Origin of the sequence: Haloarcula salina (assembly GCF_010119195.1) — an archaeon.
Taxonomy (GTDB): domain Archaea; phylum Halobacteriota; class Halobacteria; order Halobacteriales; family Haloarculaceae; genus Haloarcula; species Haloarcula salina.
Map to the genome: position 1 here is coordinate 169,872 of NZ_WRXL01000004.1, position 15,473 is coordinate 185,344.

The window sequence follows — 15,473 nt, forward strand, 5'->3', positions numbered from 1 at the left end:
CCTGAACGGGTCCCCGTTCGGGTATCCCCGACGCTCCCTTCCGCCAACGCCTTTGTCCTCCGCTCGCTGTCCTCCGGTATGCGCCTCACGTTCCTCGGCACCGGTAGCGCTATGCCGACCGGCACCCGGATGCAGTCCGGGTACCTGCTGGAAACCGGCGGAAATCGGCTGCTCGTCGACTGCGGTAGCGGCGTCCTGCACGCGCTCGCCCGGACCGAAATCGGGTACGAGGCCGTCGATACCGTGTTGCTGTCCCACCACCACCTCGACCACGTCTCGGACCTCGACGTGCTGCTGAAAGCCCGCTGGCTGGCCGGCGAGACGGCTCTGACAGTGGCCGGACCGCCGGGCACGAGCCAGTTGGTCCGCGACCTGCTCTCGGTCCACGACTACATGGAGGGACGCCTGGACTTGACGCTCAGAGACCTCGACGAGGGGACGTTCGAACTCGCCGGCTTCGACGGCGCGGCGTTCGAGACGCGCCACTCGATGCAGTGTTTCGCCTACCGCCTCGCTGTCGGTGACGGGCCGACGATCACGCTCGGGGGGGACTCCGAGGCGTTCACCGACCTCGTCGAGTTCGCCGACGGGTCGGCCGTGCTGGTCCACGACTGCTCCTTTCCCGACGACGTGGACGTGTCGAACCACCCGACGCCGTCGGCGCTCGGTCGGACGCTGGCCGAGGCGGACGCCGAGGTCGGGCGGGTGTACCTCTCGCACCTCTACCCCCACACCGAGGGCCGCCACGAGGAGATGCTCGACTCGCTGGGCGAGCAGTACGACGGCGACGTTCGCTTCGCCGAGGACGGCGTGACGATCACCGTCGGTGCGCGGTAGCCGCCGGAGCGGGCCGTCGGGGACTAGACGCGTTCGAGCGTGACGCGGAACTCCGCGCCGCCGTACTCGCTGTCGGTGACGCCGACGCTGCCGCCGTAGGACTCGGTGAGCGCCCGGACGAATCCGAGGCCGAAGCCGGTCCCCGAACTCTCTCGACCCTTGACGCCCATCTCGAAGATCTGCTCGCGGAGGTTCGGCGGGACGCCGCTCCCGTCGTCCGCGAACCGGACCGTTATTTCGTCGGTTCCGTTCGTCTCCGGGAGCACTCGCACGTGGACCTCGCCCTCGTTGTGGACGGCGGCGTTCGACATGACGTTCGTAAACACGGAGTCGAGCAGGTCGCCGCCGAACACCTGGTACTCGACGGCCGATTCGTCGAACTCGACGCTCAGCGTCTCGTAGTTCTCCTCCACGTCGCGGACGGTCTGACCGAGGACGGCAGCGAGGTCGCGGGGCTCGGGGTTGTCCTGTTCTTCGAGCGTCGAGACGAGGTCGCCGACCCGCTGGATCAAGTCCGCGGCGCTCTCGGCCGCCCGCTGGATCTTGGTGGCGTACTCCGCGGTCTGGCCGTCGACTTCTCCGGCGACCACGTCGGCGAAGCCCGCGATGACCTGGAGGTCGTTGCCCAGGTCGTGACGCAGGAGTCGGTCGTACATCTCGATCATCTCCTTTCGGGTCTCCAGGTCGCGGTGGGCACGCTCCAACCGCTCGCGCGAACGGATGTTGCTGATGGCAGTCGCCGCGTGGGAGGCGAGTATCTCGAGCGGTCGAACGACCTCGTCGCCGAACGCCTCGACCGACCGCGAGCGGGTGACGAGTACCGCCGTCACCTCGTCGCCCATCTGTGCCGGCACTGCGAGTGCGCCGATCACCGCGGAGTCCGGAGCGACCCGAGCCCGGTTCCCCTGCTCGGCGACCGTCTCGCAGGTCTCCTTGGCCCGCCGGGCGAGGTCGCTGGGCTCGTCGCCGGGGACGAAGTTCGGGTTCGTGCTGTGGACAACGCGGAGGTCGCCGTCACGGACCTCGACGAAGGTGGAGTAGGAGAACTCAAAGAGCAGTGACATCGCCTCCAGCGTGAGCGAGACGACCTCGTCGACGGAGTCACAGCGATTGAGCGCCTGCCCGTACTTGTTGAGGTCGGCGACTTGCCGAGCGAAGTCTTGTTTGTCCTCGAATGACATGTCGAACTCCCGCGAGAGTGTGGGTTATCAACCAATAGATACCGGTGCAAAAAACGGTTTCGGGGAAATCAACTCCGGAACAACTGTCTGACGACCGAGGATTATCGCGGTCGTCCCGATTCAGTCGAGTCGATACCGGAGCAACGCGGCGATACCGCCGAGGTTCGCGAGCTGCTGGCCGGGGGCGAACTCGGCGGAGAAGACGGTCACGTCGCCGCCCTTCTGTTCGGTCGTCTCGATGAGCCGATCTACGTCGACGTCCCAGTCACCCTCGCCGGCTCGCTCTTTCCGGAGCCGGTCGTCGAGGACCAGGAGCGTCTCGATCGCGCCGTAGTCGGCCGCCTTCGCGACTTCCTCGGGACCGTAGGCGACCTCCGCGCCCTCGCCGATGCGGGCCATCAGTTCGTCGATGTAGTCCGCCTCCTCGGCGATGCGGGTCTGTTGTTGCACGTCCTCGACCGCGCCGCGCTTGAGGACCTCGTGGACGCCGCGGTCCCCCACGCCCGCGGTGTCGACGACCGTGATCTGGGCCGCGATCTCGGGAATCTCGTCTTCGAAGTAGTCGAGCGCGTCCTGCTTGGTGAAGCCCGGGCCGGCGAGGATGTAGGCGTCCACGTCCTGGCGCTTCAGCACGTCCGACAGCTCGGCGAACAGCTCCTTTCGCGGGCGGGCGTACTCGCCCTTGCCCGTGGTCGAGGTGAGGCTCGCTCGCTCCTCGGTCCCGTACTGGGCGACGGTGTGGACGTGGGCCTCGCCCTCCTCGACGGTGGCGATGGCCACGTCGGGGTTCTCCGTGGCCTCGACGGCCTCCTCCAGGCGGTCGGCCTGATCGGATTTCAAGTGCTTCTCGATGGTCAGTTCCGTGTGCTCCTCGACGTTGATGGTGTGGTGAAAGCCCAGCTGGTCCTCGCGCGAGCAGTCGACGATCTCGCCTCCGACGCGCAGGCGGTTGGCGAACTTCGCGAACTCCACGTCCGTGACCTCGATCTGGAGCCACATGTGCTCGCGCTCGCCGCCCGAGTCCCGGAGGTTGTCGTCGTTGCGCTGGATCCGCCGGGTGGTGTCGCCCGAGACGAGGTCGCCCGGTTCGACGACGTGCGAGAGGTGCCAGAGGTCGTCCAGCGTCTCGGGGACCACCTCGATGCGCTCGCGCCCCTCGGCGGTGGTCTCCCGGCTCTTGATCTGCATACCGGAGGGTCCGCCGTACGGACACAAGTGCCCTGCTATTCGATGTGGAACACGCACGGCACGGCGGGGTCGCGGCACCGAAGGCGGGGGCACAACGCCGTCGATGGAGGGTGCCGAATACTCTACCCCCTTCGGTTCGTCTAGAAACCGCCCGACGCCCCGCCGATCGATCCGCGACGTGCGCCAGTCGAACCACACCCCAATAGCGTATATGGAGCTATTGAATAATATTACCGCCCGAATCGCTACAATTATTACGGATACCGAACCATGATGTGACGGGTTCACAGGGAGGGGAACTGGACGATGGAACAAATTTTCAAACTTGAATATCACCCCGTGGGGATGAACCCGCGCCGTATCCGGTTTCTCCTCCTGCCGAACGCCGAAACTATCAAGCAGGTAACTGAAGAGCGCGTCGAAGGCGACTGGCGGGAACTCCGCGTCGAAGTGATCGACTACTTCGAGTACTCCGACGAGTGACGACGGCGGGTACGGACGACCGGCCACCCAACATCACCGTGCCCGGGCGATAGTAACAATTGAAACGATTTACACACCGATCGCACTGCCGTCGTGCGATCGGGTGTGCACTGACTTTCAATGGCTACTACAGTGAGCCCACGCTCGCACCAGACCGCGTCTCATTGGTATTCGCTCACGCAGAACCCGTTGCCCTCGGGGTCTTCCATCACTGTCCAAGTGGCCGTGTGCGTTTCGTACGTCTCAGTCTTGGTCTCGCGGACCGACGCTCCGAGCGACCGCAGTTCGGCGACCGTCGCCTCCCGATCAGTCGTCGACAGGTCGAGGTGGATCGGCAGGTCTCGCTCCGTCCCTTTCGGCTGTTCCTTGAACAATAAGTCGGGGCCATCGCCGGGTCGGTCGACGATCTCCGGGTCGAGCGTGGCCGGCAGTTCCCGGCGCTCGCCGTCGAGGGCCGCGGCCCAGAAGGCCGCCAGTTCGTCCGCGTCGGCACAGGCGAAGGTAACGAATTCGATCTCTGGCATGCACCAGAAGCATCATTCGAAGCATAAATATAACTGAAAGTCGTCGGAAAGACCTGCCGTGGTCGCGCGGATACGACCGAAACATCGACCGACAGTACGCGAATAGACGCCGAATCGGCAAGCGACCCTCCTATCGAGTCGGTCCGCCAGAAGCGGACTCGCGGTCGCCCGCGAGCGCCGGTACGTCGGCGGCCGCCGTCCCAATTGCGTAGGCCCCGGCGACGGATCCGTAGAACGATATCACCGGGAGGAGCAGGACGCCGATCACCGTCGCGGCGACGACGCCGGCGACCGCCTGTGCAACGACCGCGATGACGACGGCGACCAGCCAGGCGACGGCGTACGTTCGGGAGCCGCCGATTTCGCGGAGCGTCCCGGGCGAGAACGCCGCGCCCGCGCGGCCCGTGACCGCGTAGGCCGCGATGGCCGCGGGAAGGAGGTACGCGGCGGCGACGACGATGACGACGGTCACGAGTATCACGAGCAGCGCGAGTAGCAGGCCGCCGATTGCGATGTCCGACGCGGGTGGCTCGCCGCCGGGCGACGAGACCACCGTGACGGGGAGAACGAGCGACGCGACAGCGAGGCCGAGCACCGCCAGCGGAACCACGGCGTAGACGACTCCGATCAGGAAGCCGACGAAGCCCTCGACGAGCAGGTCCGTCCACTCCTCGAACTCCGGCGGCGACTCGTCGTTGCCCGCGTCGACCTCCCTGATGACGCTGATGAGGTAGCCGTACACCAACAGCGCCGGGACGAAGAAGACGCCGAGCGCGCTCAACAGGGCGCCGACGAGCAACGTCTCGACGTTCTTCTCTCCGGACCAGGGGTATCGAATGGCTTCTTCGAGCATGGTGACTGATAGTATCTCGGAAAACAGCGTCGTTCGGACCGCTCAGGCGGCCGGTCGGCCGGCGGGCGTCTCGTCGCCGTCGTCGACCGACGGCATCTCGTTGACGGCGGTCCCGATGGCGTAGGCCCCGGCGACGTTCGCGTAGAACGTCAGGAAGGGGGCCAGTAGCGCGCCGATGAGGACGGCGTTCAGGACGCCGATGACGACGCCGCTGAGGAGGCTGATTGCGACGGCGACCAGCCAGCCGGTGGCGTAGGTCCGGCTGAACGCCATCGAACGGAGTTCGCCGGGCGAGAACGCCGCGGCGATGCTGTCGGTTCGGACGAACGCGACGACGGCGGCCGGGATCACGTACGCCATGGCGAGCGAGATGATGGCCACCGCGAGCGCGGCGACGACCACGATGAAGCCGACGGCGAGTCCGCTTCCAGAGCCGTTCCCGCCGAGGCCGAGCGTCACGCCGCTCGCGAACAGCGCGACGACGGCGATGGCCGTCGGGACGAGCGAGTAGACGAACCCGATGACGAACACCTTCAGGCCGTCCATCCCGAGGTCACCCCAGTCGTCGAACTCCGGCGGTTCGGTCTCGCCGTTCAGCACGCCCCGGAGCGTCCGGACGACGTAGCCGATGACGAAGAACGTCGGGACCACCAGGAAACTGAGGAACAGCAGGAGGCCGCCGATGGCGATGGTTTTCACTGCGCTGTCGCTCTCTCGCGGATAGTTGAGTGCGTCTTGGAACATTTTGTGACTCCTCCGTGACACGCGCCTGGCCGGCGTGGCGACTGCCACGTCAGTCACGACGAGCTATCACATCGACATATAATACGCCTTACAAGTATATATAACAGACTGTGAATCGTGCTGGTCACACTCACGTGGCGTGCTAGCATGGACAGCAGACTCGGTCGATGGATTCGAGATAAACGATTCTCAATCAAAAATGCGTTTATGGCAGTTTCGACCGCTAAGAGGCCGAAACCGAGGGATCTTCGCCCTCCAGTAGACCCGAGGATTCATAACGATAAGACGTTAGGATTAGATAGCAAGATGGTCCGACACGAGGGTGGCGAGGCGAGCGCTGCGGAGTCTCTGAGTCGGGATTGGAGTGTGGCCGGGTCACGGTCGTACCGGATCGGAGGGCGAGCGTGACGATCCTCGACGTGGACGGGCTGACGGTGCGGTACGACGTGCGGGACGGCCCGCTCCACAGCGTCAACGGCGTCTCGTTCACGATCGACGACGGCGTCAACTACGCGCTCTCCGGGGAGTCGGCCTCGGGGAAGTCGACGACGGCGAAGGCGATCCTCGGCCTCCTGCCCGACACCGCCACGATCGAATCGGGTACAGTCGAGTTCGAGGGCCGGGACTTGCGAGCGCTGACGCCCGCGGAGCGCCAGGACCTCCTCTGGGAGGAGATCGCGTTCATCCCGCAGACGGCCATCGACGCGCTCGACCCGATGATGACCGTCGGCGCGCAGATCCGTCAGGCGGTCCAGACCCACAGGGACGTCTCCGACCGGAACGCGAACCGCCGCGCCCAGGAGCTGTTCGAGACCGTCGGCCTCGACCCGGTCCGGGTCGAGGACTATCCGCACCAGTTCTCCGACGGGATGCGCCAGCGCGTGGTCATCGCGATGGCGCTCGCGCTCGACCCGAAGCTCATCATCGCCGACGAGCCGACGACCGGCCTGGACGTCGTCGTCCAGGACAAGATCATCGACAACATCCTCCAGATTCAGGAGGAGACAGACAGCTCGCTGCTCCTCATCACCCACGACCTCAGCGTCATCGCGGAGACCTGCGACGAACTGTCAATCCTCTACGGCGGGACGGTCATGGAACAGGGCAGCGTCGAGAGCGTCCTGCTCAATCCGTCGAACCCGTACACGATGGGGCTGAAGAGCGCGTACCCGTCGCTCGCGGACGGCGACGACGCGCTCGTCTCGATTCCGGGAAAACCGCCGAGCCCGGACTGGACGCCGACCGGCTGTGCCTTCGAACCGCGCTGTCCGTTCGCGTCCGAGACGTGCGAGACCACCCGGCCGGCGCTCGAGAAGCTCCCCTATCGGAACCAACGAGTCGCCTGTCACCACGCCGAGCGGGCGACGCGGATGCGCGACGAGGCAGACGAGGCCTCGACGTGGGGCGGCGCGGTCGACGGGGAACGACCGGAAGACGGCGAGACGCTCCTGGAAGTAGCGGGGCTGAAGAAGTGGTACGAGCGAGAGGAGTCGCTGCTCGGGCGAGTTCCGATCGACGGCGTCTCGCCGACCGTCACCGGGTTCACGAACAGCCTCCGCGACTGGTACGACCGACGCGGCGACGTCCTCCGGGAGGTGCTCGGGAGCGACGACTCGCACGTCAAAGCCGTCGACGGCGTCTCGCTGTCGGTCTCGCGCGGCGAGATCCTCGGCGTGGTCGGCGAGTCTGGCTGTGGCAAGTCGACGCTCGGAGAGACGCTCGCGCTCCTGGAGGAGCCGACTGCGGGCGAAGTGACGTTCGACGGCCGACCGTACGAGTACTACCGCGACGAGGACACCCAGACGTTCCGGCAGCGCCTCCAGATCATCTTCCAGAACCCCTACGACTCACTGAACCCGCGGATGACGGTCAAACAGCTCGTCAAGGAGCCGCTGACGATTCACGGCTACCGGACCGACGACAAGGAGGCGGCCGTCCGGGAGACACTCGAACGGGTGGGGCTGGCCCCGGCCGAGCGATACTTCGACGCCTACCCGAACGAACTCTCGGGCGGCCAGCGCCAGCGCGTCGCCATCGCCCGGGCGCTGGTCATCGATCCGGACCTGCTCATCTGCGACGAGCCGGCGTCGATGCTCGACGTGTCGCTCCAGGCGGAGGTGCTGAACCTCCTCCGGGAACTGGCGAACACCGAGGGAATCGGCGTCCTGTACATCTCACACGACCTCGCCAGCCTCACGCAGATCGCCGACCGGATGGCGATCATGTACCTCGGTCGGTTCGTCGAACGCGGTCGGACGGACCGGATCATCACCGACCCGAAGCACCCCTACACCGAGTCCCTGCTCGCGGCGGTCCCGAAGACGGACCCGCGGGGCAGACGCGACCGCGTGCGTCTCAGCGGCGACCCGGCTGACATCACTGGCCCCAACGTCGGCTGCCGGTTCGCCCCAAGGTGTCCGCGGGCGAGCGACCGCTGTCTGACCGAAGAGCCGGAACTCGGCGCGTGGACGGACGACCGCCACGAGGCCGCGTGTTTCCATCCGGCCGAAGACCGGGACAGCGCCGGGCGGACGCCGATCGACGAGCCACTCGAAGTCGAGTGAGCGCCGGTCGAACCGGTCGATTACGGCGGTCCCCGACCGGGTGAATCACCGCGTCGCGCGAAGCAGGACCTTCTGGTTCGCGAACGACTCGACATCGCCGTCGGCCGTCTGCACGTCGAACGCCTCCACAGCGCCCGCCGGCGGGTCGGCGAAGGCCGCTTCGAGGCGCTCGCGCCGAGCCGGGGGCGTCTCGACGTTCGCCACCCACTCGTCGTAGGCGAGGGTCTTGTCGACGACCCGGGCGGTTTCGACGGTGAAGCCCGCGCCTTCGAGCCACTCGACCCAGTCGTCGACGCGGTGGGAACGGACGTGCGTCGGGTCACGCAACCGCTCGACCGTGTTGAGGAAGTCGTCGAGCGCGTCGTCGGCCGGGGCGACGTTGTCCTCGAAGGCGAAGGTCCCACCGGGTTCGAGGACACGGGCCACCGCCTCGACGAACGCGACCGGGTCAGGGAAGTGGTGGGCGGCGATGCGGCAGGCCACGGCGTCGAAGGCGTCCGCGCCGAACGGGAGCGCCTCGGCGTCGCAGACGACGCCTTCGACGGCCGGAAACGCCGTCGTCGCGGTCCGAACCATGTCCGGGGCGGCGTCGGTCGCGACGACGCGGTCGACCCCGGCCTCGACCAGCGCGCCGGCGGTGTGGCCCGCGCCCGTGGCCACGTCGAGGGCCCGGCGAGACGAGGCGCACCACGAGGCGAGCTGGTCGAGGTCGGTGCCGGACCGGTGGACGTCGCTGTCGAGGTACGCGTCGGCGTGAGCGCCGAAGTGCGCCGCCGTCGAACGCTTCCGTTCGCTCGCGTCGCCTCCCTGTTCCATACCGCGCTCGTCCGCCGGCTGGGTGAAAGGGGTTTCGGCGGCGCTGGGGCGTCGCTCGCTCGATCCGGCGCTCGGCGATCGACCGCGCGGAACGGCCGGCGTTCGACCCGTAGTTTTTCGAGCGGGCCGGACGCGTCGTCACGTATGGTCCGTCGATCACTGCTGTACACGCCGGGCGACGACCGGGAGATGCTGGAGAAGGCCGTCCGAACGGACGCGGACGCGGTCATCTTCGACCTCGAAGACGCCGTGGCCCCCGACGAGAAGGGGGCCGCGCGCCGGACTGTCCTGGAGACGCTCGACGCCCTCGACGACCCGACGCCGGCGGTCAGCGTCCGCGTCAATCCGTACGAGCGCTCCGGCCGGGACGACGTGGCCGCTGTCGTCGGCGAGGCGTCGTCTCCGCCCGAGTTCGTCGTGCTCCCGAAAGCGGAGGGGGCTGACGACGTCGCGACCCTTCGGGACCACCTCGCCGACCTCGGGGCCGAAGGCGTCGGTATCGTCCCGCTGATCGAGACGGCGGCGGGCGTCCAGGCGGCCGACGAAATCGCGGCGGCGGCCGGCGTGACTGCGATCGCCTACGGCGACCAGGACTTCACCGCCGATATCGGTGCCACCGTGACCGCCGAGAAGACCGAGTCGCTCTACGCGCGCCAGCGCGTCGTCGTCGCGGCCGGTGCCGCGGGCGTCGACGCGGTCGACACCGTCTACACCGACATCGCGGACGCCGAGGGGCTCCGCGAGCAGGTCGAGACGGTCGTCGAGTTCGGCTTCGACGGCAAGCTCGCCATCCACCCCGACCAGGTCCCGGTCATCAACGAGGCGTTCACGCCGGACTCGGACGAGATCGAGTGGGCTGAGCGCGTGATCGACGGCGAGCGGGCGGCCGACGAGGCGGGTGACGGCGTGTTCACCGTCGGCGGGCAGATGATCGACCCGCCGCTCGTCGAGCGCGCGAGGACGATTCTCGGCCGCGCGAGGGCCGCTGGAAAGCGGTAAATTACCATCGGATCGGTCGTTGCTTATAAAGAATGATGATTACCGGCCACCATCGGAAGTAGGTTCAGGCGGCCGCCGCGAGAATCGTCCCGCGTCATGACATCGAATGGCGCAACGAGCGCGGAGACAGAGACGCACGCGACGCCGGACCTGGAGCGACTGTTCGACCCCGACTCGGTCGCAGTCGTCGGGGCCAGTCCGGACTCCTTTTACTCGGGGAACCTCGTCGATAACCTCCTCGACTACGGCTTCGACGGCGACCTCTACCCGGTCAACCCGAGTCGGGACGAGGTATGGGACCGGCGGTGTTACGACGACGTGGACGACGTGCCGGAGACCGTCGATCTCGTCGTCGTGAGCGTCCCACGAGAGTACGTCGTCGACGTGGTCCGCGCGGCGGGAGACCGGGGCGTCCCCGTCGCGCTCGTGCTCACCGCGGGGTTCTCGGAAGCCGACGAGGCCGGCGCGGCCGTCGAAGCGGACCTCGCCGCGGCCGCCGAAGACGCAGGTATCCGTGTCGTCGGGCCGAACTGCATCGGCGTGATGTCGTCCGCGGGCGCGACGCTCACCTCGACGTGCTCGCGCGAGCCCGAACCCGGCGGCATCGGCCTCGTCAGCCAGTCCGGCGCGCTGGCGTTCACCACTTTCTTCGAGCGGGCGGCCGATCAGGACCTGCACTTCAGCCACATCGTCTCGACCGGGAACGAGACCGACCTGACGCTCACGGACTACGTCGCCTACCTGGCCGAACAGGATGACGTCGACGTGATCTGCACGTACGTCGAGGGCATCGAAGACCCGGAGCGGTTCATGCGCGTCGCCGAGCGCGCCGTCCGAAACGGCACGCCCGTCCTGACGGTCAAGATCGGCCAGTCGGACCAGGCGGAGGCGGCCACCCTCTCGCACACCGGGTCGCTCACCGGCGACGACGACGCCTGGGCGGCCGCCTTCGACCAGACCGGCGTCCAGCGGGTCCCCGACATCCCCGACCTCCTCGGTCGCGCGAACGCGCACACCGGGGGCGCACCGCCGGACGGCGACCGCGTCTGTATCGCCTCGACCAGCGGCGGCCTCGCGAGCCTGCTCGCCGACATGGCCGCCGAGCGCGGCCTCGCGCTCCCGGACATCGACGGGGCGACCGAGCAGGCGCTCCTCGACCTGGACGACCTCCTGACCTACGGCGAACTCCGGAATCCCGCCGACATCCGCGGGTACGGCGCGGACGTGCTCCCGGAAATCGCCGATGCGCTCCTCAACGACGACGGCTTCGACGCCTACGTCTTCGCCATCGGCCTGTCGGGCGTCGACGACCGCGCCGCCGACATCGCCGCCGACCTGGCGGCCATCGCGGCGCGGGCCGAAGACCCGGTGTACGTCCTCTGGACCGGCCGGAAGGTGCCAGACGACCCGAGCGAGACGCCGGCCTACGCCCGGCTCCGCGAGTCCGTGCCGTTCTACGAGGACCCGAGCCGGTGTCTCGACGCCGTCGCGTCCACTGTCGAGTTCGCCGCCGCTCGCGACCGACTCGCCGACCAGTCTCCCCGGAGCGCCCTCGCCGCTGACCGCGGGGCGTCGGCGGATCTCGACCTCCCGCGCGGTCGCGTTCTCACGTGGGAGGAAGCCGAGTCCCTCCTCTCGGCGTTCGACGTACCGACGGTCGAGACGCGGCTGGCGACCAGCGCAGACGAGGCCGCCGACGCGCTGGCCTCGATGGACGGGTCTGCGGTCCTCAAGGTCGACTCGCCGGAACTGCCCCACCGGACCGACGCAGGGGCCGTCAGGCTCGGCGTCGAGTCCGCCGAGGAGGCACGGGAGGCCTACGACGACGTGTACACGGCCGCTCGGACCCGCGTGGACGACGACGATATCGCCGGGATTCTGGTCCAGCCGATGGTCGACGGCGGCGTCGAGGCGATGCTCGGCGTCGCGCCGGGCGACGTGTTCGGCTCGCTCGTCACCGTCGGGCCCGGCGGCGTGCTCGTGGAGGTGCTCGACGAGAGCGCGACGCTCGTCCCGCCGTTCTCTCGGGCCGACGCGCGTCGAGCCGTCGAGGAGACGGCCCTCGCCGACGTGTTGACCGACCGGCGCGACGGGGAGCCGCTGCCCGTCGACCCGGTCGTCGACCTCCTGGTGTGCGTCGGCGACCTCGCCGCCTCGGTCGAGTCCGTGGCCGAACTCGACCTCAACCCCGTCGTGGTCACCGCCGACGGCCCCGTCGCCGTCGACGCGCTGGTCCGGACGACCGAATAAACGGCGCGCGCACCGAAACCGGTTTCCGACGGTGTAGTAGGAACGGACTACTGCCTGAAAACGGCCGTCCGTCGCCCGTTCCCTGGATTCTCGCCGCTCGTCCATGGCTAACAAAGGTTAAATGTGGGTCCGAGTAACTGGGAGTATACGGACACTCAGGGTGATCTGAAATTCTCCGTGTCGACTTTCAGACAGTTCAATCGGGGGTCGTCAGCGACTTCCAGGCGCAGTTCCCGGACATCTACTCCATCGAGTTCGAGAACGCGTTCTACGCCGACGAGGGCGACTGGATCGAGTCGCTGCTGGTCACCGCGGAGACCGAACTCGACCCCGAGGCGATGGTCGACGCCATCGACCGCGCCGAGCTGTTCTTTCACGAACGCGTCTCGGTGGACGCCTCGGAGAAGCCGACGTACCGGCTGACCATCGTCGCCCACGAACCGTACCCGTTCCTCCTGGGCGTGCTCCTTCGCGGGAGGGCGATCCCGAACCGGCTGAAGCTCTACGACGGCCGTTTCGACGGCGTCATCACCGTCAAAGAGTGGGACGACTTCAGGGCGCTCGCCGACCAGATCGACGAGCGCTTCGGGAAGTTCGAACTCCAGAGCGTGAACCAGGTCGAGACGACCGGCGAACCGCTCGGGAGCGGCCAGCTCGGCCGCGTGTTGCGCAACGAACTCTCACAGGAGCAGCTGTCGGTTCTCCGAACGGCTCACTCGATGGGGTACTTCGACGTGCCGCGCGGGGCGACGGCCGACGACCTCGCGACGGAACTCGACATCGCTCAGTCCACGCTCAGCGAACGGCTCCGGCTCGCGGAGAAACAGCTCTTCGACCTCGTCTTCTCCGGCGGTCCGTCGCCGACCGCCGAGGCCGACGCGGAGTGACAGGCCGACCGCCGAGTGATCGGTGGCCCGCCGACGGCAAACCGATCGACTCAGTGGCGAGAATTCATACGCGTTTTGAGAGGTGCGAGCGCGGTCGGTCACGGGGGCAGAATCGGCGGTCGATCACCCCGCTGAGGGCAGTCGTACATAAAGGACGATGATGATTGAGGGGTATCGGGAACATCTCCAAGTCGGTATGGCGGAAACGCTGGAGGTGTAATGTCCCGTGATAAACCATTAGAAATCGAGACAGGTACCACGTCGCGGCGTCGGTTCATCAAGATCGCGAGCGCGGCCGGACTGGCCGGCATGGCCGGCTGTTCTGGCGGCGACGGCGGCGACGGTGGAACGGAGGGCGCCAGCGGCGACGGTCGGTCGATCGAGACGAAGTTCTGGGAGGAGTGGCCCGTGGAGACGAAGGGGTCGTCGGTCAACGACGAGGCCGTCCAGTTCGAGTACACCGCGGTCGAGGGGCAGTCCCTGTCCGCGCTCGACATGCACTTCGCGCAGTCGGAGACGCCGTGGATGCGCGAACACGCGCTGATGATCCAGGAGTCGTTCAGTTCCATCGGCGTCCCGACGAACCTCGTCAACGTCCAGCCGAGCACCCGGTACGGAGAGTTCTGGCGCGCTGACATCGGCCACCCGGTTCCCGTGGTGATGAACCTCCACGGGCCCGACCCCCAGCGCGGCCTCGACCCGAACCCGTTCCTGATGCGCGCCCACCCGGAGACCGGTGGGAACTACTACAACTACAAGAACGACGAGATCACCGAACTGCTCGACGAGCAGGCCCAGACGATCGGCGACCAGCAAAAGCGCGCCGAGATCTGCCAGGAGATCCAGACGAAGCTCAGCGAGGACGCCTACGTCATCGCCTCGAACTTCCCCAACGTCATCACGGTCGCGAACACCGCCGACTGGGAGGGGTACGTGCCGACGCCGGGCAACGGCACGACCCGCGACTCGTTCATCTGGACGCAGGTGAACCTCCAGCCGACGGGCGACTCGACCACGTGGGTGAAAGGCGTCACCGCCGGGATGCAGGGGACGAACCTCCCCTGGTCCACCGGCGGCCTCGAAGAGAAGCGGCTGCTGAACGTCTACGACGGCCTCTACGACGCCTCGCCGCAGCTCGAAATCGTCCCGGGCCTGGCGACCGGCCACGAGGTCATCGACGACACCACCGTCGAGATGGACCTCCGCGAGGGCGTCACCTGGCACGACGGCGAGTCGTTCACGCCCGAGGACGTGAAGTTCAGCGTCGAGATGTACAAGCAACACACCGCCCCCCAGCAGGGACCGTTCTACCGGACCATCGACAGCGTCGAAGTGGTGTCGAACCAGGGCGGCGGGCGCGTCCGGTTCAATCTCACCGAGCCCGACGCCGCGTTCCTCACCCAGCGCGCCGTCCGGAGCGCGATCATCCCCAAGCACCGCTGGCAGGACGTCGACAGCCCCGGGCAGTACAACCCGGACAACCCCGTGGGAACGGGGCCGTTCAGCTTCGTCAACTGGGAGCAGGGGTCCGAACTCCGCCTGGAGAAGTACGAGGATCACTGGCTGTGGGACGACGACACCCGCCGGGAGATCATGGGCGAGCAGTACTTCGTCCCCGGCGACGGCATCGACGAGATGGTCGAGTCCAACGTCGGGAACGTCTCGACGCTCATCGGCGCGATGCAGTCCGGCGACATCGACGCCATCGGGGCCACCGTCTCGAACCAGCAGGCCGAACGCGCCGCGAACGCGAGCGGCGTCGAGAAACAGACCGCGCGCAACTACGTCCCGACGGACGTCCACATCAACCACATCGTCCCGCTGTTCCGCGACAAGACGTTCCGCGTCGCGCTCAGCCACGCCGTGGACAAGCAGGGCTTCGTCGACGGCGTCCTCGGCGGACGGGGCGAAGCCATCGACGGCCAGAACCTCATCACGCCGCTGCTGACGCCGTTCTACGGCGAAACCGAGCCCTACGAGTACAACGTGGACAAGGCGCGGTCGATGCTCCAGCAGGCGGGGTACACCTTCAACGGCGACGACATGCTCGTCTGGCCGACCGGCGACGCCTGGGACGCCTTCGCCGAGCGGGTCGAGGACGGTCACGCGACGCGGGCCGAACTCGACCAGGCGGACTTCTCCTGACA

General features: G+C 67.5%; 13 protein-coding genes. 7 read left to right on the top strand and 6 right to left on the bottom strand.

The window, feature by feature from the left end; all coding sequences use genetic code 11:
• The first annotated feature begins 78 nt into the window (after nucleotides 1-78).
• The gene (locus GM656_RS12305) at nucleotides 79-837 is read left to right on the top strand and encodes an MBL fold metallo-hydrolase (RefSeq protein WP_162413978.1); all 759 of its coding nucleotides are present in this window, start codon (nucleotides 79-81) and stop codon (nucleotides 835-837) included.
• 23 nt (nucleotides 838-860) lie between these two features.
• Here GM656_RS12305 and GM656_RS12310 read toward each other — a convergent pair whose 3' ends face one another.
• Nucleotides 861-2,018: a sensor histidine kinase gene (locus tag GM656_RS12310; RefSeq protein WP_162413979.1), complete on the bottom strand. Its 1,158-nt coding sequence runs from the start codon at nucleotides 2,016-2,018 to the stop codon at nucleotides 861-863.
• Between the two features lie 120 nt (nucleotides 2,019-2,138).
• A complete protein-coding gene (locus GM656_RS12315; protein WP_162413980.1) occupies nucleotides 2,139-3,206 on the bottom strand; it encodes an mRNA surveillance protein pelota in 1,068 nt (355 codons plus the stop codon).
• Nucleotides 3,207-3,551: 345 nt separating this feature from the next.
• On the opposite strand from GM656_RS12315, the gene GM656_RS12320 reads away from it, so the two are divergent.
• Entirely contained in the window at nucleotides 3,552-3,689 is a 138-nt protein-coding gene (locus GM656_RS12320; protein ID WP_162413981.1) for a hypothetical protein, read from the top strand.
• A 161-nt stretch (nucleotides 3,690-3,850) separates the two neighbouring features.
• Here GM656_RS12320 and GM656_RS12325 read toward each other — a convergent pair whose 3' ends face one another.
• The 3 genes from GM656_RS12325 to GM656_RS12335 form a co-directional block, all read right to left on the bottom strand.
• Nucleotides 3,851-4,213, bottom strand: a complete 363-nt coding sequence (locus GM656_RS12325; RefSeq protein WP_162413982.1) for a VOC family protein — start codon at nucleotides 4,211-4,213, stop codon at nucleotides 3,851-3,853.
• A 130-nt stretch (nucleotides 4,214-4,343) separates the two neighbouring features.
• The gene (locus GM656_RS12330; RefSeq protein ID WP_162413983.1) at nucleotides 4,344-5,066 is read right to left on the bottom strand and encodes a DUF4013 domain-containing protein; all 723 of its coding nucleotides are present in this window, start codon (nucleotides 5,064-5,066) and stop codon (nucleotides 4,344-4,346) included.
• A 42-nt stretch (nucleotides 5,067-5,108) separates the two neighbouring features.
• Nucleotides 5,109-5,810 (bottom strand): DUF4013 domain-containing protein, encoded by a 702-nt coding sequence (locus GM656_RS12335; RefSeq protein WP_162413984.1) that lies wholly within the window; start codon nucleotides 5,808-5,810, stop codon nucleotides 5,109-5,111.
• Between the two features lie 404 nt (nucleotides 5,811-6,214).
• On the opposite strand from GM656_RS12335, the gene GM656_RS12340 reads away from it, so the two are divergent.
• Entirely contained in the window at nucleotides 6,215-8,374 is a 2,160-nt protein-coding gene (locus tag GM656_RS12340) for an ABC transporter ATP-binding protein (RefSeq protein ID WP_162413985.1), read from the top strand.
• A 45-nt stretch (nucleotides 8,375-8,419) separates the two neighbouring features.
• Here the strand turns inward: GM656_RS12340 and GM656_RS12345 are convergent, their stop codons facing one another.
• The gene (locus GM656_RS12345; protein ID WP_162413986.1) at nucleotides 8,420-9,190 is read right to left on the bottom strand and encodes a class I SAM-dependent methyltransferase; all 771 of its coding nucleotides are present in this window, start codon (nucleotides 9,188-9,190) and stop codon (nucleotides 8,420-8,422) included.
• Nucleotides 9,191-9,334: 144 nt separating this feature from the next.
• Here GM656_RS12345 and GM656_RS12350 point away from each other — a divergent pair, with 144 nt between their 5' ends.
• From GM656_RS12350 to GM656_RS12365, 4 genes are all read left to right on the top strand, one after another.
• Nucleotides 9,335-10,189, top strand: a complete 855-nt coding sequence (locus GM656_RS12350) for an HpcH/HpaI aldolase/citrate lyase family protein (RefSeq protein WP_162413987.1) — start codon at nucleotides 9,335-9,337, stop codon at nucleotides 10,187-10,189.
• A 96-nt stretch (nucleotides 10,190-10,285) separates the two neighbouring features.
• Nucleotides 10,286-12,439: an acetate--CoA ligase family protein gene (locus tag GM656_RS12355; protein ID WP_162413988.1), complete on the top strand. Its 2,154-nt coding sequence runs from the start codon at nucleotides 10,286-10,288 to the stop codon at nucleotides 12,437-12,439.
• Nucleotides 12,440-12,777: 338 nt separating this feature from the next.
• Nucleotides 12,778-13,326 (top strand): helix-turn-helix domain-containing protein, encoded by a 549-nt coding sequence (locus GM656_RS12360; RefSeq protein WP_174242977.1) that lies wholly within the window; start codon nucleotides 12,778-12,780, stop codon nucleotides 13,324-13,326.
• 219 nt (nucleotides 13,327-13,545) lie between these two features.
• Complete coding sequence (locus tag GM656_RS12365; protein ID WP_174242978.1) at nucleotides 13,546-15,471, top strand: ABC transporter substrate-binding protein; 1,926 nt, start codon at nucleotides 13,546-13,548, stop codon at nucleotides 15,469-15,471.
• The last annotated feature ends 2 nt before the right edge of the window (nucleotides 15,472-15,473 follow it).